This window comes from Olsenella uli (assembly GCF_901212675.1).
In the GTDB taxonomy this organism is placed as follows: Bacteria; Actinomycetota; Coriobacteriia; order Coriobacteriales; family Atopobiaceae; genus Parolsenella; species Parolsenella uli_B.
The window spans coordinates 72,984-93,418 of the sequence record NZ_CAAKOQ010000009.1 but is presented as its reverse complement, the minus strand read 5'-3'; the positions used below and the strand labels follow the sequence as shown (position 1 = coordinate 93,418).

Annotated in this window: 15 protein-coding genes; 3 read left to right on the top strand and 12 right to left on the bottom strand. The window is 67.0% G+C overall.

Features of this window, described 5'->3' with window-relative positions; all coding sequences use genetic code 11:
- Positions 1–477 precede the first annotated feature (477 nt).
- Positions 478–2,391: a fructose-1,6-bisphosphatase gene (locus EFAMC1_RS01040; RefSeq protein ID WP_154052489.1), complete on the top strand. Its 1,914-nt coding sequence runs from the start codon at positions 478–480 to the stop codon at positions 2,389–2,391.
- 317 nt (positions 2,392–2,708) lie between these two features.
- Here the strand turns inward: EFAMC1_RS01040 and ftsH are convergent, their stop codons facing one another.
- Both ftsH and EFAMC1_RS01030 read right to left on the bottom strand, forming a co-directional pair.
- Positions 2,709–4,598 carry an ATP-dependent zinc metalloprotease FtsH gene (gene ftsH / locus EFAMC1_RS01035; RefSeq protein WP_261981698.1) on the bottom strand — a complete coding sequence of 630 codons (1,890 nt, stop codon included), beginning with the start codon at positions 4,596–4,598 and terminating at the stop codon, positions 2,709–2,711.
- A gap of 289 nt (positions 4,599–4,887) precedes the next feature.
- Positions 4,888–5,781, bottom strand: coding sequence for a TrmH family RNA methyltransferase (locus EFAMC1_RS01030; RefSeq protein WP_154052488.1), 894 nt, complete (start codon positions 5,779–5,781; stop codon positions 4,888–4,890).
- A 132-nt stretch (positions 5,782–5,913) separates the two neighbouring features.
- Between EFAMC1_RS01030 and EFAMC1_RS01025 the strand changes: the two genes are divergently transcribed.
- On the top strand, positions 5,914–7,407 hold the full coding sequence (locus tag EFAMC1_RS01025) for a L,D-transpeptidase family protein (RefSeq protein ID WP_154052487.1): 1,494 nt from the start codon (positions 5,914–5,916) through the stop codon (positions 7,405–7,407).
- 693 nt (positions 7,408–8,100) lie between these two features.
- On the opposite strand, the gene EFAMC1_RS01020 is transcribed toward EFAMC1_RS01025, so the two are convergent.
- Both EFAMC1_RS01020 and glf read right to left on the bottom strand, forming a co-directional pair.
- Complete coding sequence (locus EFAMC1_RS01020) at positions 8,101–9,135, bottom strand: glycosyltransferase family 2 protein (protein WP_154052494.1); 1,035 nt, start codon at positions 9,133–9,135, stop codon at positions 8,101–8,103.
- Between the two features lie 41 nt (positions 9,136–9,176).
- Positions 9,177–10,379, bottom strand: coding sequence for a UDP-galactopyranose mutase (gene glf, locus EFAMC1_RS01015; RefSeq protein WP_154052486.1), 1,203 nt, complete (start codon positions 10,377–10,379; stop codon positions 9,177–9,179).
- Positions 10,380–10,539: 160 nt separating this feature from the next.
- Between glf and pta the strand changes: the two genes are divergently transcribed.
- On the top strand, positions 10,540–11,520 hold the full coding sequence (gene pta, locus EFAMC1_RS01010) for a phosphate acetyltransferase (RefSeq protein ID WP_154052485.1): 981 nt from the start codon (positions 10,540–10,542) through the stop codon (positions 11,518–11,520).
- 324 nt (positions 11,521–11,844) lie between these two features.
- Here pta and cobK read toward each other — a convergent pair whose 3' ends face one another.
- From cobK to cbiT, 8 genes are read right to left on the bottom strand one after another with little or no spacing between them, the layout of a single operon-like run.
- A complete protein-coding gene (cobK, locus tag EFAMC1_RS01005; protein ID WP_154052484.1) occupies positions 11,845–12,627 on the bottom strand; it encodes a precorrin-6A reductase in 783 nt (260 codons plus the stop codon).
- Positions 12,624–13,286: a precorrin-8X methylmutase gene (locus EFAMC1_RS01000; RefSeq protein WP_154052483.1), complete on the bottom strand. Its 663-nt coding sequence runs from the start codon at positions 13,284–13,286 to the stop codon at positions 12,624–12,626. Before EFAMC1_RS01000 ends, cobK begins: the two co-directional genes overlap by 4 nt.
- Positions 13,286–13,807 carry a cob(I)yrinic acid a,c-diamide adenosyltransferase gene (locus EFAMC1_RS00995; protein WP_154052482.1) on the bottom strand — a complete coding sequence of 174 codons (522 nt, stop codon included), beginning with the start codon at positions 13,805–13,807 and terminating at the stop codon, positions 13,286–13,288. Before EFAMC1_RS00995 ends, EFAMC1_RS01000 begins: the two co-directional genes overlap by 1 nt.
- Positions 13,804–15,315, bottom strand: coding sequence for a cobyric acid synthase (locus EFAMC1_RS00990; protein ID WP_154052481.1), 1,512 nt, complete (start codon positions 15,313–15,315; stop codon positions 13,804–13,806). The genes EFAMC1_RS00995 and EFAMC1_RS00990 overlap by 4 nt, the downstream gene beginning before the upstream one ends.
- On the bottom strand, positions 15,308–16,708 hold the full coding sequence (locus tag EFAMC1_RS00985) for a pyridoxal phosphate-dependent aminotransferase (protein WP_222838602.1): 1,401 nt from the start codon (positions 16,706–16,708) through the stop codon (positions 15,308–15,310). Before EFAMC1_RS00985 ends, EFAMC1_RS00990 begins: the two co-directional genes overlap by 8 nt.
- Before the next feature lie 8 nt (positions 16,709–16,716).
- Complete coding sequence (gene cbiB, locus EFAMC1_RS00980) at positions 16,717–17,691, bottom strand: adenosylcobinamide-phosphate synthase CbiB (protein WP_154052480.1); 975 nt, start codon at positions 17,689–17,691, stop codon at positions 16,717–16,719.
- Positions 17,688–19,076, bottom strand: a complete 1,389-nt coding sequence (locus tag EFAMC1_RS00975) for a cobyrinate a,c-diamide synthase (protein WP_154052479.1) — start codon at positions 19,074–19,076, stop codon at positions 17,688–17,690. The genes cbiB and EFAMC1_RS00975 overlap by 4 nt, the downstream gene beginning before the upstream one ends.
- A complete protein-coding gene (gene cbiT, locus EFAMC1_RS00970; protein WP_154052478.1) occupies positions 19,073–20,428 on the bottom strand; it encodes a precorrin-6Y C5,15-methyltransferase (decarboxylating) subunit CbiT in 1,356 nt (451 codons plus the stop codon). The genes EFAMC1_RS00975 and cbiT overlap by 4 nt, the downstream gene beginning before the upstream one ends.
- Positions 20,429–20,435 lie beyond the last annotated feature (7 nt).

Genomic DNA, 20,435 nt, shown 5'->3' with positions numbered 1-20,435 from the left:
TTTGAATATTCAAATCCGCGCAAACCGCACCGCAACAGCCGGGCCCGACTACCAAGGCATTCAAATACGTCAAAGATGCACATCGGCTGCGGGCCGGAGACCAACACTTCCCCCGAGCGCCGCCCGACGAGCAAGCCTCCCCCGACGAACCGCCCGCGAAAAGCTCCGTCTCGGGCCCAAGGCACCCAAATAGAACACAGGCGACGCGCAGCCTCGGACCATGAGCCGCGCGCTCACCAGAAGCACGCCGTGCAGTCCCATCCTCCAGTCACGTAGAAGAGCAAACTTGACCTCTCATCTGTGGTCAATTGATGCCCATCGGCGAACGGGCTTTCCGTGCGGCGGAAAAGCGACGCTAACGGCTAATATCACACCCACAAGACCGGAGCACGCACAAGACGTGGCCGTCCCCACACGGACCTGCCGCACATAGACGAGCGCCCGGCCGCCACGGCGACCAGGCAGACGGGAGTCACCATGCGCTCAGATTCGATGGCCGGGCAACAGGAGAAGTACCTGAGCCTACTCTCCGAGCAGTTCCCCACCTGTCAGACCGTCTACACCGAGGTCATCAACCTCGAGGCCATCCTCAACCTGCCCAAGGCCACCGAGCACTTCATCTCCGACGTCCACGGCGACTCGCAGCAGTTCGACCACATCATCAACAACTGCTCGGGCGTCATCCGCGAGCGCGTCAAGACGGTCTTCCGCCACAAGCTCACCGCCGGCGAGCAGGCCGAGCTCTGCACCCTCATCTACTACCCCGACGAGAAGCTCAAGCGCGTCAAGGAGCAGCGCCTGGACACGCCCACGTGGTACCGCACGGCCCTCATGCAGCTCATCGAGCTCGCCCGCTACCTCTCTGACGCCTACACGCGCTCCAAGGTGAGGAAGGCCATGCCCGTGGCCTACGCCTACATCATCGACGAGCTCCTCCACGCGAGCGGCGGCGAGCAGACCGACCGCCACGTCTACCACGAGCGCATCATCGAGTCCATCCTCGAGACGGGCAGCGTCTGCGACTTCATCCGCTCGCTCTCGGCACTCATCAAGCGCCTTGCCGTCGACCATCTGCACGTCGTAGGCGACATCTACGACCGCGGCCCCCACGGCGACGTCATCATGGACCGCCTCATGGCCTACCACTCGCTCGACATCCAGTGGGGCAACCACGACGTCTGCTGGATGGGCGCGGCGGCCGGCTCCGAGGCCTGCATCGCCACGGTGGTGAGGAACGCCATCCACTACGACACCCTCAACATCCTCGAGGGTTCCTACGGCATCGCGCTACGCGAGCTGGCGCTCTTCGCCGAGGAGACCTACGCCAAGGAGGACGTGCTCTCCCCCGTCGAGAAGGCCATCTCGGTCATCATGTTCAAGCTTCAGGGCCAGCTCATCCAGCGCCACCCCGAGTTCGACATGGCCGACCGCCTGCTGCTCGACAAGCTCGACCTCTCCCACGGCCCGCACGGCAAGGTCTGCATCTCGGGCAAGAACTACGACCTCACCACCCGCGACTTCCCCACGCTCGACACCAACGACCCCTACGAGCTCACGCCCGCCGAGCGCCACGTCATGTCGAGCCTCGTGGAGAGCTTCACCCACAGCCGCCGGCTTCAGCGCCACGTGGCCTTCCTCTACGAGCAGGGCACGATGTATCTGGCCTACAACGGAAACCTGCTGTTCCACGGCTGCGTGCCCATGCGCGAGGACGGCAGCTTCCGCCCCATCCGCATGGGCGAAAACCGCCACCTCGCGGGGCGCGCCTACCTTGACGCCTGCGAGCGCCTGGCCCGTCGAGCCTGGCACGAGCGCTCCGAGGAGCTGCTTGACTGGATGTGGTACCTGTGGTGCGGTCTGGGGTCGCCGCTGTCGGGCCGCAACATCAAGACGTTCGAGCGCGCCTTCGTGGTCGACAAGAGCACCTGGGTCGAGGAGCAGGACCCCTACTTCGAGCTCACGAACCGCCCCGACGTCTGCGACCACGTGCTCGCCGAGTTTGGGCTCTACGGCCCGCTCCGCCACATCATCAACGGCCACACCCCCGTGGCGAGCAGCCATGGCGAGAGCCCCATCCGAGGCGGCGGCAAGCGCCTCGTCATCGACGGCGGGTTCTGCCGCGCCTACCACCACAAGACCGGCATCGCCGGCTACACGCTCATCGTCGACGCGCGCGGGATGCGCATCAAGGCCCACCGCCCGTTCGACTCGATCGTTGACGTGGTGGCCGACCGCGGCGACATCTACTCCGATGACGACCAGCTCGAGGTGAACGAGCGTCCGCTCATGGTGGCCGACACCGACACCGGCGCCCACATCCGCGGCCAGATCGACGACCTCACGGCCCTGCTCGACGCCTACCGCACCGGCGAGCTCCCCGAGCGCGGCTAGGCCGGGGCGTAGCATCAGACAGACCCCAGGGCCATCACCATAACTTGAGCGTGCCCGGAAATCCGCCTTCCCGCCTCCAAAAGGCCCAAAACAGCCAACCGGGCACGCTCATTAATGGGGGACTCCCAACCCCCCACAGAAGCCCCCCCCGCGGACCAGCGACGATTCGCGCCAACCCGCCGCTGACGCCGCGGCAAGCCCCCGCAACAGGCAGGAGACCCCGGCCGCAAGCTAAGCAGACATATTCGAGCCCGTCCTTTGGGCGAGTATGTCTGCGTGCTTGCGGCCGGGGCCTCCGTTCGAACTTGCAGTAAGCGCTACCCCTCGACCTTCGGCAGGTTAGGCGCGAAGCCGTCGTCGCGGGTGAACATCTTCATGAACTCGTCGCCCGTGATCGTCTCCTTCTTCTGCAGGTAGTGCGCGATCTCGTGCAGCTTGAAGCGGTGGTCGCGCAGAATCTTGAGCGCCGCCTGGTGCCCCTCCTCCACGAGGCGCTCCACCTCGGCGTCGACCTCCTGCGCGGTGCCGTCGGAGCAGGTGAGCTCCTGGCCGCCGCCCAGGTAGCGGCTACGCTGCTGGCCGAGCGCCACCATTCCGAACTTGTCGGACATACCGTACTGGGTCACCATGGCGCGCGCGATCTGCGTGGCCTTCTCGATGTCGTTGCTGGCGCCGGTCGTCATCTCGCCGAAGATGAGCTCCTCGGCCGCGCGACCGCCGCACAGCGTCGCGATCTTCTGCTTGGCCTCGTTGCGCGTCGTGAGGAAGTGCTCGTCCTCCTCGACCTGCATGGTGAAGCCGAGCGCGCCCGAGGTGCGCGGCACGATCGTGATCTTGGTGACGGGTGCCGTGCCCTTCTGCGTGGCCGCCACGATGGCGTGGCCGGTCTCGTGGTAGGCCACGACCTCCTTCTCGTGCGGCGAGAGGACGGTGGACTTCTTCTTCTCGCCGGCGATGACTACGTCGACGCTCTCGAGCAGGTCCTCCTGCGTCACGCGCTTGCGGCCGTTGCGCACGGCACGAAGCGCGGCCTCGTTGATGATGTTGGCGAGGTCGGCGCCCGAGGCGCCCGGCGTGGAGCGCGCTACGATGCCCAGGTCGATGCCCGACTCCATCTTCACGTCGTTCGCATGGATCTTGAGGATGGCCTCGCGACCCGTGAGGTCGGGAAGCTCCACGGGGATGCGGCGATCGAAGCGGCCGGGGCGAAGCAGGGCCGGGTCGAGCGTCTCGGGGCGGTTGGTGGCGGCGAGCACCACGATGCCCTTGTGGTTGTCGAAGCCGTCCATCTCGGAGAGGAGCTGGTTCAGCGTCTGCTCGCGCTCGTCGTTGGAGTTGATCGACATGTCGCGCTTCTTGCCCACGGCGTCGATCTCGTCGATGAAGACGATGCAGGGGGCCTTCTCGTTGGCCTGCTTGAAGAGGTCGCGCACCTTGGCGGCGCCACGACCCACGAACATCTCCACGAACTCCGAGCCCGAGATCTGGAAGAACGGCACGCCCGCCTCACCGGCGACGGCCTTGGCCATGAGGGTCTTACCGGTGCCGGGAGGGCCCACGAGCAGCGCGCCGCGCGGGCAGCGGGCGCCGATCTCGTTGTACTTCTCGGGCTTCTTGAGGAAGCTCACGATCTCCTCGAGCGACTCCTTGGCCTCGTCCTGACCGGCGACGTCCTTGAACGTGACGCCGGTCTCCTCGCCCTTGACCTCCTTGGCGCTGGACTTGCCGAGGCCACCGCCCATGCCAAAGCCAGAGCCGAAGCTCATGGAGGGGCCGTCGTCGCCCATGGCCTTCTTCATACGTCGGTTGAGCCACCAGCCGATGCCCACGAAGATGATGATGGGCAACCCGTACGACAGCAGGAAGTAGAGCCAGAGTCCCGAGCTTTGGTCCTCCTGCTTCGCGGAGAAGTTGACGTTATGCTGCTTGAGGCGGTCCACCAGCGTATTGTCGTTGGGGAAGTATGTCGTGCGGTAGGTGACGTTGGCCTCGTCCTTGAGCGTGTACGTGATCTGGTTGCTGCCGGTGTTGAAGACCAGCTTCTCCACCTGGTCCTCGTCGACCTGGTCGAGCATCTGGTCGTACGAGACGTCCTTCACGGTGGCGCGCTGCATGTTTGGATACACCACCGAGTTGAGCGCCACGATGGCCGCGATCGCGATGATCACGTACAAGATCATCGATTGTCGCTTCTTCTTGTCGTCCATTCCCGTTCCTCTAGTCGGTTTCGTCGCTTCCTCCCGGCGACGTCATGTCTTCGAGCATACCCAACGCAGCCTTCTTATGTCAGGCATCGTCAGGCATCACAAGGAGCACAAGAAAGCTAACACTAAAAGGTATCTAATTGCATCGGGCGAGAAGATAAAGAAGGTCGGGACCCGCCCCTGCCGACGAAGGCGCGCGGAGGCCTTGCCGCGAGCAGGGCGAACATATTCGAGCCCGCCCTTCGGGCGAGTATGATCGCGCGCTCGCGGCTGGGCCTCCGCGCGCCCCGCGTCATCGACAGAGCTCCCAGAAGGTTACGGCACTCGCCGCCGCCACATTCAAGGAATCCACCCCATGCATCATCGGGATGCGAACCGTGAGGTCGCACGCCTCGATCGTGGAGCCCGCAAGCCCGTCGCCCTCGGTCCCGAACACCATCGCCAGCCGCTCGATGTCCCGGAGGCGCGCGTCTCCCAGCGAGAGCGAGTCGTCGCGAAGCGCGAGCGCCGCCGTGGCGAACCCGCGCACGCCGAGAAGCCCCAGGCCATCCGCCTCGCCCCCGCGCGCCGGCCACGCGCCGAAGCGGCCCCAGGGCACCTGGAAGACCGTGCCCATGCTCACGCGCACTGCGCGCCGCACGAGCGGGTCGCAGCACGTGGGCGTGAGCAGCACCGCGTCAACCCCGAGCGCCGCGGCGCTGCGAAAGGCCGCACCCACGTTCGTGGCGTCGGTCACGCCCTCGAAGACTGCCACGCGCCGCGCCTCCGGAAGGCCCGCGAGCACGTCGGCCGCAGCCCGCTCGGCGGGCCGCCGCATCGCACAGAGCACGCCGCGCGTCACGTTGAAGCCCACGAGCCGCGAGATCTCCTCGTGGGGCAGCACGTAGACCGGGACCTCGGGCACCTCCTCGATGGTGAGGTGCCCCGCCCGCTCCCGCACGACGCCGCCGGACCCCGCGGCCTCGACCTCACCGACGAGCGCCGCCATCGACTCGACCTGTCGCTTCTCGAGAAGCAGCGACAGCGGCCTGAGCCCCGCCCGTATCGCCACGCGAACGACCTTCTCGGACTCCGCGACCAGCACGCCGGAGTTCGCCTCGAGGCGGCTTCGCAGCTGTCGGTCGGTCAGGCGGACGTAGGCGTCAAGCCGCTCGTCGTCCGCAGAGTCCACGTAGATGACGCCCATGCCACCACTCCCCAAAAAACGCAGACAGATGCCACTGCGACCCATCCATTTGTTCGGCATAGGGTACGATACTGCAAAGAACTCGGCGCGCGCCACGCGCGCTTTCATGGGCCTTCGGGCCGAGGGGGAACCATGGCACAGAACAACAGGGCTCGCGGGCGTCACGCCGCCCCGCATCGGGAGAGCTCGGGCGGCCGCACCGCCGCCATCGCAGTCGGCGTCATCGCCGCGGTCGTCGCCGTCGTGTACCTCGCGGGCGTCGCCGCGTTCTCGTTCATCTTCCTGCCGCGCACCACGCTCGATGGCCAGGACGTCTCGCTCAAGTTTGCCTCGTCGGTGAGCTCGGCCTACTCTTCCAAGGTGGCCACCTACCAGGTGAACGTCTCGGGCGACGGGCTCGACTACACGGTCAAGGGCGCGGACATCGGCCTCTCGTTCGACGAGGCCGCCTACGAGAAGGGCACGCTCGGGCAGATCAACGCCTGGGCCTGGCCGCTCGAGATCGTGCGGACGCACGACATCTCCGCCCAGTCCGGCGCCACCTTCGACGAGGACAAGCTGCGCAGCGTCTTCGAGGAGGTCGTCAACGCATACAACGAGAAGGCCACCCAGCCCACGGACGCCACCATCGCGTTCGACTCCGCCACGAACCAGTACCAGGTCGTTCCCGAGAAGGCCGGCACCGCCGTCGACCTCGACGCGCTCGTGAGCCAGGTCTCCGACGACATCAAGAGCCTGCCCTCGCGCATCACCGTGGACGACAGCGCCCTCGTCCAGCCCAAGGTGGCCTCGACCGACGAGACCCTCCAGACGGCTGCGAAGAACGCCAACAAGTTCCTGACGGCAGACATCCCCCTCACACTGGGCGGGGCCGCCGCCGGCGAGGTCACTAGGGCGCAGATTGCCGACTGGATCACCCTCGACGAGAACAACAACGCCACACTTGACCAGACGAAACTCGCCGCGTGGGTGAAGGACAACGTCGCCGCCAAGTACGACACGGTCGCCCAGGCGCGTACCTACACGCGCCCCGACGGCAAGCAGGTCTCCGTGCCGGCGAGCGACTCGCACTACGGCAACTACTACGGCTGGACCACCGACGAGGCCGCGCTCGTGACGCAGCTCACCTCCGCCATCGAGGCCGGCTCCACCACGGCCGTGGACATCCCCACCAAGCAGACCGCGAGCGCCGTACCCGATGCGGGCAAGCGCGACTGGGGCAACCGCTACATCGACGTCGACCTCTCCGAGCAGCATGCCCGCTTCTACGACGACTCGGGCAACATCATCTGGGAGACCGACTTCGTGAGCGGCGACCACTCCAAGAACTACGACACGCCGAGCGGCGTCTTCGTGCTCAACTCCAACCGCGACAGCGACCACGTCAAGCTCACGGGCGGCATCGACTCCAAGACGGGCCAGCCCTCCTACATCAGTTACGTCGACTACTGGATGCCCTTCATCGACAACGCCTGGGCCTTCCACGACGCGAGCTGGCGCAGCAAATTTGGCGGCACCGTCTACGAGACCAATGGTAGCCACGGCTGCATCAACCTCCCGCCCGAGAAGGCCAAGGAGCTGTACGGGCTGTGCAAGGTGGGCGACGTGGTGGTCGTCCACAACTAGGCTTGCGGGTGCGGGGCCGGGTAACGTCTTTCTTCGCTCGCATCCTTGCGCTTCGCGCTGAGGAAAATGCTCGCTCAGGAAGACGTGACCCGGCCCCGCACGCTCCCCTCAGCAGCTTACTTTGCTTCTTTTGAGGGCTGGAGCGAGATTATTCAATGAGATTGCTCCTGCTTGCTCACTACGTGAGCTCGTTGGTGGTCACGAGGGTCGATTGACCCTGCTTGATGGCGGCCAGATTACTTCCAGCGAGCGCCCAAGCACTGGCTTAATTTAAATTATGGGTGGCCGCGAGCCCAAACAGTGCCCTTTTCCGCATTCGAAAGGCCAGAGAATCAGACTAGAGGAAGGCCCTTCGGGCAAGAAGCAACGGTAAATCAGCCCCCGTGACCAGCAACCTGGAAATTGGCGCAGCAAGAAGCTGGCCAAAGTGGCAGAACCTGCGAGCAAGGCCATCGAAGGGGACACTCGTGCTGCCCTAGAAAAGAGGCCTCCCTGAGCAAGGAATCCGCCCAACCAAACGTATCCACACCACGCGCCACAGAAGCCCGCGTTACCCATGTGAGACGCCCCGCGGTAGCATGACCGCACCGGGCGTGTTCTGGTAGGGGGTTTTGTGCGCACGCACAACACCCCCTACCAGCTGCCTGAGCCCCGACGCGGACATGCCGCCAGCCGGGCGCCCTCCAGAAACCCCTAATTGAATTTGACCAGCTTACTAGCCACGCGATAGATGCCCAGCGTGAACTTCTCCCCCACCTTGGTCGGCAGGTTAGTGGCGATGCCCACCACGCCCATACGCGCGCGGCGATACATCCGCTTGTCGTACGCCTTGAGGTGGCGCCACAGCTCCTCGCAGTTGTCAATCGCGTCAGGCTTGTCTGACATGCGCGAGAAGATGGAGCACACGGCCATCATAAGCGTGAAGTACCCCACCATGTAGCTGCGAAGCTTTGGACTCTCGATGTCGTCGTAGAGGTGGTACGCGTCCATCATGATGCGGGTCACGCGCAGCTGCTGGTCGATGCGGCTCACCATCACCTTCTCGTTCACGCTCTGGTCATCTCGGCCGATGAAGTAGCGGTAGAGGTCGACGTCGAGGTAGTAGAGCGTCTTGCAGCGCGGAAGCGGCACGTAGGCGTAGATGTTGTCCACGTAGAACGTGTGAGCCGGCATCGGCACGCCGCCGTCTCTCAGGACGTCCACGCGGTAGCACAAAGAGTGCATGAGCAGGTTCTGCGACATGCTGAAGTGGCCGATCTTGTCCCAGGTCAGCACCTTGTTGCGACGTAGAACGTAGCGGTAGTCGATGACCTTGTGCGTGCCGTCCTCCACGTGCTCGTACACGTAGTTGGAGATCACGAGGTCAACGCGCAGGTCCTTGTAGATGAACCCACGCAGCGTGTCGAGGAGCTTGCGCAGCGACTCGCCGTCGAGCCAGTCGTCGGAGTCGACAACCTTGAAGTAGGTGCCCTCCGCGTTCTCGAGCGCCTTGAGCACCGCCATGCCGTGGCCGCCGTTCTCCTGGTGCACGGCCTTCACGATGTTGGGGTAGCGCGTTTGCCAGGCAAGCGCCTTGGCCAGTGTGTCGTCCTTAGTCGAGCCGTCGTCGACGATGATCACCTGCACGTCGTCGGCATGGCCACTGCCCTCGATGATCGACGAGATGCAGTGGTCCATGTAGGCAGCCGAGTTATAGCAGGGAATGCCAAAGGTTATGGTCTTGCCCATGTCGCTCATGCTCTGAGTCTCCTTGGGTGAGCCGGAAGCTTCTAGTTGTGCGCCGAGACGAGCTCGTCGGACAGCTTGAGGGCGCTCGCCGTGACGCCGTCCATGTCGTAGTAGCGGTACTCCGCGAGGCGGCCGACCGGGTGGAAGTTGGTGAGGCGGCTCACGCGGGCGAGGTACTTGCCGTAGAGCTCCTTGTTCTCCGGGTCGAGGATCGCGTAGTAGGGGGTCTCGCCGCTCTCCGGCGTGTAGGCCTTGGAGTACTCCTTCATGATGGTGGTCCTGCCCGGCACCACCTGGCCCGTCATGTTCTTGAACTCCGTGATGCGCGTGAAGTCCTCGCTCGTGGTGTAGTTGACCGTGCCCACCGGCTGGAACTGGTCGACCGGCAGGGTCTCGAACACCATGTCGAGCGTGCGGTACGGAAGCGCGCCGAGGTCGAGACCGAAGAGCTCGTCAAGCGGGCCCGTGTAGACGATCTCGCCGCCGTAGGGCTTGCCCATGACCTTGGCGTAGTCCTCGTCTACGGTCATGATGTCGCGCACGTCGACGTTCAGGAACACGTCGATGAGGTCGTGGTCGAGCAGGCGCTCGAACATCTTGGTGTAGCCCTCGGCCGGCATGCCCTGGTGTGCCACGCGCGGGAAGTAGCGGTCGTCGTCGCCCACGAACACCGGCACGCGGCCCGTGACGGACGGGTCGACCTGGTCGGGCGAGGTGCCCCACTGCTTCATCGTGTAGTGGAGGAAGACGTTCTCGTAGACGTAGTCCGCAACCTCCTTGAGGTCGGGATCGTTCTTCTCGCGCAGCTCGAGGATGGGCACCTTCTTGTTCTCGCCGAAGGTGTCGACGAGCTTCTGGTAGAGGGCCTCGCCGCGCTGCTCGCCAAAGGCGAGCTTGAGGCTCTGGTGGTTGAAGGGCACCGGCATGAGCTGGCCGTGGATGTTGGCGAGCACCTTGTGCTGGTAGTCGGTCCACTCGGTGAAGCGCGAGAGGAACTGGTGCACGCGGTCGCTCTGGGTGTGGTAGATGTGCGGGCCGAACTTGTGCACGAGGATGCCCGCGTCATCGACGTAGTCGAAGGCGTTGCCGGCGATGTGGTCGCGGCGCTCGAACACGGCGACGCGCCAGCCGCAGGCCTCGGCGAGGCGCCGAGCGCAGACCGACCCCGCATATCCCGCGCCGACAACGAGCATGTCGTACGAATCGGCGTTGAAGCCAGCGGGAAGTCCGCATGTGATACTCAATTTGAATCCTCTCGGTCGCCTGCAGGTACCACAAGAAGACGCACGCCTCCGCCCTGACGGGGACGTGCGTCCTCCAAATATCATCAGAAATTCTATCTCAGCCAAACCTATAATGTGACACGGCGCCACACGACGCCAAAGAACACAAAAAAGGAGCGAAATGAGCGATTTCCTGCAGCGCATGAAGGATGCCGCCAAGCGCGACGTCAAGACCATCGTCCTTCCCGAGGGCGAGGACCCGCGCACCATCGAGGCAGCCAAGCAAATCGTGGCCGAGGGCCTGGCCAAGCTCATCATCCTGGGCAACCCCGACGAGGTCCAGGTTGACGGCGTCGAGGTCGTCGACCCCAAGACCTCCGATAAGCGCGAGGCCTACGCGGCCAAGTTCGCCGAGCTCCGCGCCAAGAAGGGCGTCACCATCGAGCAGGCCCGCGAGCAGATGAACGACAACACCTACTTTGGCACCATGATGGTCAAGATGGGCGACGCCGACGGCCTGGTCTCCGGCGCCTGCCACTCCACGGCCAACACGCTGCGCCCGGCGCTGCAGATCCTCAAGACCGCCCCGGGCACCAAGCTCGTCTCGGCCTTCTTCGTGATGTGCACCAAGACGCCGGGGTTCGGCGCGAACGGAACGCTGATCTTCGCCGACAGCGGCCTCAACATCAACCCGACCGCCGAGGAGATGAGCGAGATCGCGCTGTCCTCCGCCGACTCGTTCCGCAACCTCGTGGGCGCCGAGCCGAAGGTCGCCATGCTCTCCTACTCCACGAAGGGCTCCGCCGGTGGTGACTCCGCCGCCAAGTCCAAGGAAGCCGCCGAGCTCACGAAGCAGAAGGCCCCCGAGCTGGCCGTCGACGGCGAGCTGCAGCTCGACGCCGCAATCGTGGACACCGTCGCCGCGTCCAAGGCGCCGGGCTCCGAGGTTGCCGGCCACGCCAACGTCCTCATGTTCCCGGACCTCGCCGCCGGCAACATCGGCTACAAGCTTGTCCAGCGGTTCGCTGGTGCCGACGCCTATGGCCCCCTGCTCCAGGGCATCGCGCGCCCGGTGAACGACCTATCGCGCGGCTGCAGCGCCGACGACATCGTGGGCGTCGTGGCCATCACCTGCGCCCAGGCGCAGCAGATGGGCGCGTAGGCCATCTGCCGTTTTGAGATACGCCTAGGGCTATCCGCAGGGTAGCCACAACGGACACCCCCCCCCTCAACACGGGAGCTTCTGACGTAAGCGCCGCCGCCCTACGAGCACAGGACGGCGGCGCTTCTGGTTTGAACCCTAGACCGATAAGCTGCAAGGCCATGCGTCTGAATAGGGTGCCTATAGCCGTTGCTTGAGCAGTATTTTCGAGGCTACGCCTCGAAATGAACTCCGCGTGTGAAAACTGGAGTTAGCCCTTCCATTACATAGGGGCAGACTCCGGTATTCACACGCGAAGTTGTTGCGGAATCGGCCATCCTGCTGTCAGCAGCAATTCGAAGTGAGCGAGCTCAGGAGCTCGAAGACCTCCGACACGCTGATGCCGCGCTCGTTGGCGTCGGGGCGCCCGATTACGACAACGCCACAGTCAGCCTCGTGGGCCGCCGTGAGCTTCTCGGGAAGACCGCCCGCAGCGCCAGTGTCCTTGGTGAGCAGCCAACGCGCGTCAACCTGACGCAGCATGGCCACGTTGAGGGAGCGCGAGAAGGGGCCTTGCATGCAGATGATGTGCTTGGCGGGATACCCGAGCGCAAGCGCGCGCTCCAGACCGGAAGCGACAGGCAGGATGCGCACGAACAGCCGCTCCTCATAGTCGCGTACCTGCGTGTATATGGGGAGGTCCTTGCTCCCCGTCGTGAGCAGCACTCCGCCGTCGAGCTCTGAGAGCCGCTCGGCCGCCTCTTGCGCGTCGGCGACCTCGATGACGCGCGGGGCGTCTGCGTCTGCAAGCTCCTCGTTAAGGGAGCTGGGACGCAGCAGGCGGATGTAGCGCGTGTCCGTGAGTCGGGCCGCATCGCGCAGGTTGGCGCTCACGACCGTGGCATAGGGATGCGTCGCGTCGACCACCACGTCAAAGCCGGCGAGCGCCACGCGCATCTCGTCGGCGTCGAGCCGACCCTGGCGGACCTCGATGCCCGGCAGGTCGCAGATGAGCTCGGCGCCATACTCGGTCGCCACGAACGCCGTCGCCGGCATGCCATGACGCGAAAGCAGGGCAAGCAGCTCATGCCCCTCCGAAGTCCCCGCAAACACCGCTCGGCGCATCATGCCCGCGTGACCTTGTAGAGAATGGCGTTCATGATGGCCGCTGCGATCGTCGACCCGCCCTTGCGGCCACGGGCAAGGATCGAGGGCATGCCGCTCGCAGCGATCTCGTCCTTGGCCTCGACCACGTTGACGAAGCCCACGGGAACGCCAACCACCAGCAGCGGGTCGAGGTGGCCGGCCTCCACCAGCTCGCGGATGCGCAGCAGCGCCGTGGGGGCGTTGCCGATGGCGAAGATGACAGGTCCCTCGAGCTCGCAGGCCTTGTCCATGCTCGCCACGGCACGTGTGGTCCCGTTGGCCTTCGCGGCCGCGGCCACGTCGGGGTCTGCCATGTAGCACAGGGCGGTATCGCCCAGCTTCTTGAGCGCGGGCTTCGAGATGCCGGCGAGTGCCATGTTCGTGTCCGTGACGATCGTGACGCCGCCTGCGGCTAGCGCCTCCGTCGTCTTTGCCACCACCTCGACACCCGGCCTGAACTCGAGCGTATCGGCGAAGCTGAAGTCGGCCGTCGTGTGGATGACGCGCTTCACCACGTGCGCGACGGCGGGGTCTACGCTCTTGCCCATCTCGGCGAGCTCTCGCGTGATGGTCTCGAAGCTGCGCGACTCGATGTCGGAAGGGCGCCCGGCGACGTCGCTTGCAAGGTTCTCCTTTGCCATTAGTACTCAACTCCCTCTCGCGCCACGACGCCATGCTCAAACGGATGGCGGACACAGCGCATCTCAGTGATGTAGTCGGCCACGTCGAGCACGAACTCGGGCGGGTTGCGACCGGTGACGACCAGCTCGGGTCCCTCCTCGGCACTCGCGGCCAGGGCGAGGGCCTCGCGCACAAGCTCGGGGCTCGCAAGGTCGGCTCGCAGCGCGGCGCAAAGCTCGTCAAGCACGACCAGCCGCGCATGGCCGTCCTGCATGAGGTCGATGACCTCGCGCAGATTGGCATCGTGCTCCCGGTGCGTGGCCTCGCGCTCGGCCGCGCTCATGCGACTCGTGAACTTGGCGGGTGGCGTCACGTGGAACACGCACGCGCCCTCACGCTCGAGCATCCCCATCTCGCCGCTCGTGCCGTCCTTGAGGAACTGGCAAATCGCGACGGGCCAGCCCCGCCCGAGGGCCCTCAGGGCCAGCCCCATGGCCGAGGTGGTCTTACCCTTGCCGTCGCCGCAGTAGACGTGGATCATACGCCCTCCTCCAGGATGCGATAGACCGCCTCCATGTCAAGCGCGTTGCGCAGGCCGTCGGCCAGAAGGTCGAACTGCCGCTCGCGATAGGCCTCAGAGGGCTCACTCATGGCCGCGACGCCCGGCAGGCCGCGGCGGGCGAGCATGAGGTTGACGAGCGCGTCGGCCACGCCGTCGGCGTCAAAGAAGCCGTGCAGGTAGGTGCCGAGCACGTTCTGCGCGACGTATCCCACGCAGCGCTGGTCACCCGCGCGCACGCAACCGTCCGTTACGGCGCCCGGCGCGAGGTTCGTGCGGCCCATGTGGATCTCGTAACCCGTGAGGGCAAGGGCGCCAAGCGGGGCAAACGCACTCGAGGGAGCGAGGTCGAGGTGGCCGACGTCGCGCGTGAGCGACTTGTCGCCGGCAAACGTGGTCTCGCAGGGAAGCAGGCCCAGGCCCTCGGCCTCGCCGCCGCCCTCCACGCCCTGCGGGTCGAGTAGGCGCTGGCCGAGCATCTGATAGCCCCCGCAAACGCCGATAATCAGTGTGCCCGTCTCGGCAAGCGCGCGAACGCAGGCGTCGAGGTCTCGCTCGCGCAGGCTTGCGAGATCGGCCATGGTGCTCTTGGTGCCCGGCAGGATCACGAGGTCAGGACGCCCAAGCTCTCTGGCCTCCTGAACGTAGCGCAGGTTGATGAGGGGATGGCGCTGGAGCTGGTTGAAGTCCGTGAAGTTAGAGAGCCGAGGCAGGCGCAGCACCGCGACGTCGAGCAGGCCAGAGCCGCCCCGCGAGGCCTCGAGGCGCTGCGAGAGGCTGTCCTCGTCATCGAGGTCGAGCGGCATCACGGGCACGACGCCCAGCACGGGAACACCGCACAGGCGCTCGAGATCGACGAGACCCGGCTTGAGGATGCCCACGTCGCCGCGGAACTTGTTGACCACGAACCCCTTCACGAGCGAGCGGTCGGCCTCGTCAAGCAACTCGTAGGTCCCATAGAGCTGGGCGAACACGCCGCCCGGGTCGATGTTGCCGGCAAGCAGCACGGGAGATTTCACCATGTGGGCGAGCCCCATGTTGACGAAGTCGTCCTGGCGCAGGTTGATCTCCGACGGACTGCCGGCGCCCTCGATGCAGACGATGTCGAACCTCTCCGCAAGGTCGTCGTAGGCGTGCTGGATGCCGGCCTTGAGGCGGCCCTTGTAGCGGTAGTAATCGGTGGCCTGCATCGTGGCAACAGGCTTGCCCTCGACGATTATCTGGCTGCCGCGGTCGCTCTCGGGCTTGAGCAGCACCGGGTTCATGCCCACCTCGGGCTCGATGCCACATGCCTGGGCCTGCATGACCTGGGCGCGCCCCATCTCGAGGCCGTCTGCGGTGACGCCAGAGTTGAGGGCCATGTTCTGGCTCTTGAACGGGGCGACGGAATAGCCGTCCTGCTTGAAGATGCGGCACAGGCCGGCCACGAGCACGCTCTTGCCGGCGTTGGACATGGTCCCCTGGACCATGATCGACCTTGCCCTAGGCATGTGGCGATCCCTCCTCAGGTGACGGGTCTTGGTTGCGTGGCGGGTCTGTATTGCGCGACGATTCCCGGTCGCACGGGTCTTGCTTGGCGTACAGCGCCCCGAGCGAGTCGCGCAGGGTGCGCACGAGTCGGTCGTTGGCGTCGGGCAGACGAACCGCGACGCGGTAGTCGCCCTCGTCGAGGCCCTCGTAGGCACGGCAGTCCCGGATGATGACGCCGCGCTGGGCCATGGCCTCGTACAGGCCGGCAGGCCCGGAAAAACAGAGGTAGTTGGCCTCACCCGGTAGCACCGCAAGGCCAAGACCAGCAAGCTCCGCCCGCAGGCGCGCGCGCTCCCGGGAGACGGCCGCGCGCGTGCGCCCGACCCACGTGCGCTCCCCAAGCGCCGCCACGCCGGCTGCCTGCGCCACGTTGGAGACCGGCCAGGCCTGGCCGGCGGCACGCACGCGCGCAAGCAGGCGCTCGTTTGAGCTCAGCAGGTAGCCGAGGCGGAGGCCGGGCATGCCGTAGAGCTTCGTGAACGCCGAGAGCACGGCAAGGTTGTCGAGCTCGCCGAGGAGGGGCCGCAGCGTGTGGGCGTCTGGGTCGTCCAGAAAGCCGTTGAAGCACTCGTCCACGACGAGCACGCACCCTATGTCATGGCAGCGTCGCGCAAGGCGCTCGAGCAGGCCCGTGGAAGCCGTCACGCCCGTGGGGTTGTTCGGGTTGCACACAAAGGCCATGTCACATCCCGCAACCGCCTCGAGCAGGCCCTCGTCGGGCACGAAGCACGCCTCACGCGAGAGCGCATAGTGGCGAATGTCTCCACAGCCCGAGCCACGCAACGCGAGCTCGTACTCCGAGAAGGTGGGTGCCAACACGAGCGCGCGCCGGGGCCTCAGGGCGGCCGCGAGGCGCCAGATGAGGTCGGCCGCACCGTTGCCGGGCAGCACCCAGGACGCCTCGAGCGCAAGGTGAGCGCCGAGGGCGCGCCTGAGCTCACGGCTCTCCGGGTCGGGGTAGGCCGTCGCCTGCGCAAGCGCCTCGCGGGCGACGCGCAGGGCCGCAGGGGCCATGCCAAAGGGGTTCACGTTGGCAGAGAAGTCAAGCGGTGCGGTGCCAAAGCGCTCCTCGTACTCCGCCACGGCGCCGCCGTGCGCCGTGAGCGGCATCGAAGGACGCCCGGCAGCCGAGGCAACAAGCTCGGCCGAGGCCTGTCCGGCAGCCGAAGTAACGAGCTCGCCCCCACCTTGCCCGGTGTCCGGAGCACCGAACCCGCTCGCCGCGCACGACTCGCCCGCACGCACGTGCCCGAGCTCCCCGGGGACCACCTCGGCGCTGCCGAGCGCGCCGGAGGCGCGAAGCGCCTCGAGCACGCGCGCATCGGGCGAGCCTATGACTGATCCTGTTGTCACGTCACACCTCACATGCGTCCGAGGGCAAGGAGCACGGCCATGCGCGCGCAGGCGCAGACGACGAGCGCGAGTACGCAGGCCACGTACATGAGCCGGCCGGCGCGCCTGATGTCGTCTGCCTCGATGGGCCGCGTGTCCACGCCCAACTGCGGCTTGTGGACAACCCTGCCAAAGTAGGTGGCGTCGCCGTTGAGATGGATGCCCAGGGCACCTGCCATGGCCGACTCGGTCTGGGCGGCGTTGGGGCTCTCCGACTTGTGGCGGTCGGAGCGCCACACCCTGCGGGCGCCCGCGCCGTCGAGGCCCGCGAGGGGCGCGGCGGCAACGATGCAGACGCCGGCAAAGCGCGCGGGCAGCCAGTTCACGACGTCGTCGGTGAGGGCGGCTGCGCGGCCAAAGTCAAGGTAGCGCTCGTTCTTGTAGCCGATCATGGAGTCCATGGTGTTCACGGCCTTGTAGGCGAGGCCCAACGGCGCCCCGCCCACGGCGAGGAATACGAGGGGCGCAATGACGCCGTCGCTCGCATTCTCCGCGACCGTCTCGACGGCCGCGCGGGCCACGCCCGACTCGTCAAGGCGGGCGGTCTCGCGCCCGACCACCATCGAGACCGCCTTGCGGGCGGCTGGCAGGTCGCCGCGCAGCAGCTCGGCACGCACGGCCATGGTCTGGCGCCTGAGCTCGCACGCGGCAAGCGCCTGGTACGACAGCCAACTCTCCACGGCAAGCCGCAGCCAGGGGCTCACGAGCCCGCAGAGCCACAGCACGGCGCTCGTGAGCACGAACGTCGAGATTACGAGAATGGCGACCAGCACCTTGCCAGCCGCGCGCAGGCCGCGCTGCGTGGACGGGAAGGCTGCGCGCAGCCTCGGCTCGAGGGCGCTGATCGCACGCCCCATGAGCACCACCGGGTGCGGCAGCCAGCGCGGGTCGCCGAACACGGCGTCGAGCACAAAGCCGATGACGAGGGCGAGTATCGTCGTCATGCCGCCCCACCGCCCCGGCGCTCCTGCCAGAGCGCTGCCGCCCGCACGAGGCGCTCGGCCGGCGCCGCATCTGCCGGCCAGAAGAGATGCGGATAGCCCGCATAGAGCGTGGCCGTGCTCACGGCCGCGTCCCAGCGCCGGGCGCGCCCGGGCTTCGAGGCCACGAAGGAGTCGCCCTCGTGCGTCGAGTGCCAGTAGTGGAACTCGTGGGCGCGCAGGCGCTCTCCCGCCCGCGCGATGAGGCCGTCGCCACGAGGATCGAGGTCGATGTAGCCAAAGTGGCGCAGCTTGCCCTCGTTGGCGCAGGTCCCCGGCAGGGCACCCACCATGTCCCAGGCCGCGCCCTCGGCATCCTCGAGCGACTCCTGCAGGTACATGAAGCCGCCGCACTCGGCAACGGTCGGGAGCCCCGAGGCGATGGCCTCGCGCAGGGCCGTGCGCATCGCCGCGTTGGCGCTTAGGCGCGCGGCATGGAGCTCGGGGTAGCCGCCGCCCAGGTAGAGCGCGCACGTGCCCTCCGGGAGCGCCTCGTCGGCAAGTGGGCTGAACGCCACGACGCGCGCGCCGAGGTCCTCGAGCAGTCGGAGGTTCTCGGTGTAGTAGAACGAGAATGCGGCGTCGCGCGCGACGGCCACCACGGGCGAGCGGTCCGTCACGGGCTCCGCCACAAACGGGGGCTCGGCCATGGCCGGAGCCTCGGTCGCGAGCGCGAGCAGGCGCTCCACGTCGAGCGTCTCGGCAAGCGTGTCGGCCAGGGCGTCCACGCGCGCGGCGAGGTCTGCCACCTCATCGGCGTCAACGAGCCCCAGATGGCGGCTCTCGAGGGCAAAGCGCTCGTCTGAGGGCACGTAGCCCACGCAGGCCACGCCGCACTCGGCCTCGATCATGGGGGCGAGCACGTCGTAGACCGCCTTCGTGCAGCGGTTCAGGATGACGCCCGCCACCTGTGAGGGGGTGCGAAACGTCGCAAACCCCTTCACCTGAGCCGCGAGCGAGACCGAGGCGCCACGGGCGTCGAGCACCAGGACGCACGGCGTGGAGGTGGCGCGCGCCACGTCGTAGCTGCTCGCACGCACCCCCTCGCCCAGGATGCCGTCGTAGTAGCCCATGACGCCCTCGAGCACCGCTATGTCGCAACCCACTGCGTCGCGCGCGATCAGGGAGCGCACGCGCGACTCGTCGCAGAAGAACAGGTCGAGGTTGCCCGTCTGGGCGCCGGCCATGCGCCGGTGGAACGTCGGGTCGAGGTAGTCTGGCCCGCACTTGAGCGCGGCCACCGAGAGGCCGCGACGCGCAATCAGCCGCACGAGCCCGCACGTGAGCGTCGTCTTGCCCGAGCCCGATGCGGCGGCGGCGAGCATGAGCCTCGCACAGCTCGTGCTCATGCGCACACCCCCTCTGGGGACCCTTGGCCCTCGGCAGGAACAGCCGAGGCGGCACCCCGCGCTTCCCCGCCAGCCTCAGGCGCGTCCGCGACGCCCTGGGCGCTCACGAGAAACACCGGGTTCTGCGCGCGCATGAGGTGGTAGGGACCGATCTTGTCGGCGCGCGAGGCCTGGACCTGCGCGGCGTCGAAGCCCTCCCACCCCGCACCCGCGAGCAGCTCGGTGGCGTGGGCCAGCGTCTCGAGCGTGATGGCAGAGACGCACACGCGCACGCGCGGGTTGGCCGCACGGGCGGCCGCGAGCACCTCGGCGAGCGTGCCGGCCGAGCCGCCCACGAAGACGGCGTCGGGCGCGGGCAGGCCCTCGAGCGCCTGGGGCGCCTTGCCAGCAACCACGTGCAGGTTCGACAGGCCAAAGCGGCGGGTGTTCTCGCGCACGAGCTCTGTGGCCTCGGCCTTGCGCTCGACGGCCCAGATGTCGCCGGTGCGCGAGAGCAGCGCGCACTCAACGGAGACCGAGCCGGTGCCGGCACCCACGTCCCACACGGTGTCGCCGCGCGCCACGCGCAGCTTCGCGACGGCGGCCGCACGCACCTCCTGCTTGGTCATGGGCACCTTGGCGCGCACGAACAGCTCGTCGGGGATACCCGGCGTGGCCCAGGGCCACCCGGCCTCCACGGCGCAGGTACCGGGGCTCGCAGCCTCCACGAGCATGACCGAGAGGGTGTCGAAAGGCTCTCCCGCGAGCTCGGCCGCCGTGGAGCACACCACGCGCTGCTCTGGATAGCCCAGCCGCTCCCCCACGCTCACGCGCGCGTCGCCCAGGCCGGCGTCCACGAGCCGCGCGCACAGCTCGCCGACGGACGTGCGCGCGCCGCCCGTCACGAGGAAGAGCTCGCCGCCCTCTCGGGCCTCCGCAGCCACGTCGAGCTCCACGCCGTGTGCGGAGCGGAAGCGCCATCCCTGCCACGGACGCTCGAGCGCCGCAGCGAGGCACTGCATTGAGCTGATGCCCGGGACCGTGCGCACCTCGACGTCGCCAAGCGCGTCGCGCAGGCGCGCAGCCAGCCCACGGGCGCCCGAGAACATGCCCACGTCGCCGCTCATAGCCACGACGGCGCGCCGCCAGCTGCCCTCGGACAGCGCCGCCACGATGTCGGCCGAGAGCACGGCCGGCACGCGCCGGGCATGCTCGGCCACCTCAAGCCCCTCGATGAGCCTCGGAGCACCTACCACGATGTCGGCCTCGGCCACCACGCGGGCGGCCTCGGCCGTCATGAGCGAAGAGGTGCCCGGGCCCATTCCTGCGATGCACACACAGCGCTCGGGCGCAATCGTCTCGGCCTGCTCCATGGCTTCC

Excerpts from the sequence above, each read along its gene's own strand:
- ftsH (WP_261981698.1), bottom strand. The coding sequence starts at position 4,598 with ATGGACGACAAGAAGAAGCGACAATCGATGATCTTGTACGTGATCATC.
- cobK (WP_154052484.1), bottom strand. The coding sequence starts at position 12,627 with ATGATGCGCCGAGCGGTGTTTGCGGGGACTTCGGAGGGGCATGAGCTG.
- EFAMC1_RS00975 (WP_154052479.1), bottom strand. The coding sequence starts at position 19,076 with ATGAGCACGAGCTGTGCGAGGCTCATGCTCGCCGCCGCCGCATCGGGC.
- EFAMC1_RS01030 (WP_154052488.1), bottom strand. The coding sequence starts at position 5,781 with ATGGGCGTCATCTACGTGGACTCTGCGGACGACGAGCGGCTTGACGCC.
- cbiB (WP_154052480.1), bottom strand. The coding sequence starts at position 17,691 with ATGACGACGATACTCGCCCTCGTCATCGGCTTTGTGCTCGACGCCGTG.
- EFAMC1_RS01040 (WP_154052489.1), top strand. The coding sequence starts at position 478 with ATGCGCTCAGATTCGATGGCCGGGCAACAGGAGAAGTACCTGAGCCTA.
- EFAMC1_RS01025 (WP_154052487.1), top strand. The coding sequence starts at position 5,914 with ATGGCACAGAACAACAGGGCTCGCGGGCGTCACGCCGCCCCGCATCGG.
- cbiT (WP_154052478.1), bottom strand. The coding sequence starts at position 20,428 with ATGGAGCAGGCCGAGACGATTGCGCCCGAGCGCTGTGTGTGCATCGCA.
- EFAMC1_RS00990 (WP_154052481.1), bottom strand. The coding sequence starts at position 15,315 with ATGCCTAGGGCAAGGTCGATCATGGTCCAGGGGACCATGTCCAACGCC.
- EFAMC1_RS00995 (WP_154052482.1), bottom strand. The coding sequence starts at position 13,807 with ATGATCCACGTCTACTGCGGCGACGGCAAGGGTAAGACCACCTCGGCC.
- EFAMC1_RS01020 (WP_154052494.1), bottom strand. The coding sequence starts at position 9,135 with ATGGGCAAGACCATAACCTTTGGCATTCCCTGCTATAACTCGGCTGCC.
- pta (WP_154052485.1), top strand. The coding sequence starts at position 10,540 with ATGAGCGATTTCCTGCAGCGCATGAAGGATGCCGCCAAGCGCGACGTC.
- EFAMC1_RS01000 (WP_154052483.1), bottom strand. The coding sequence starts at position 13,286 with ATGGCAAAGGAGAACCTTGCAAGCGACGTCGCCGGGCGCCCTTCCGAC.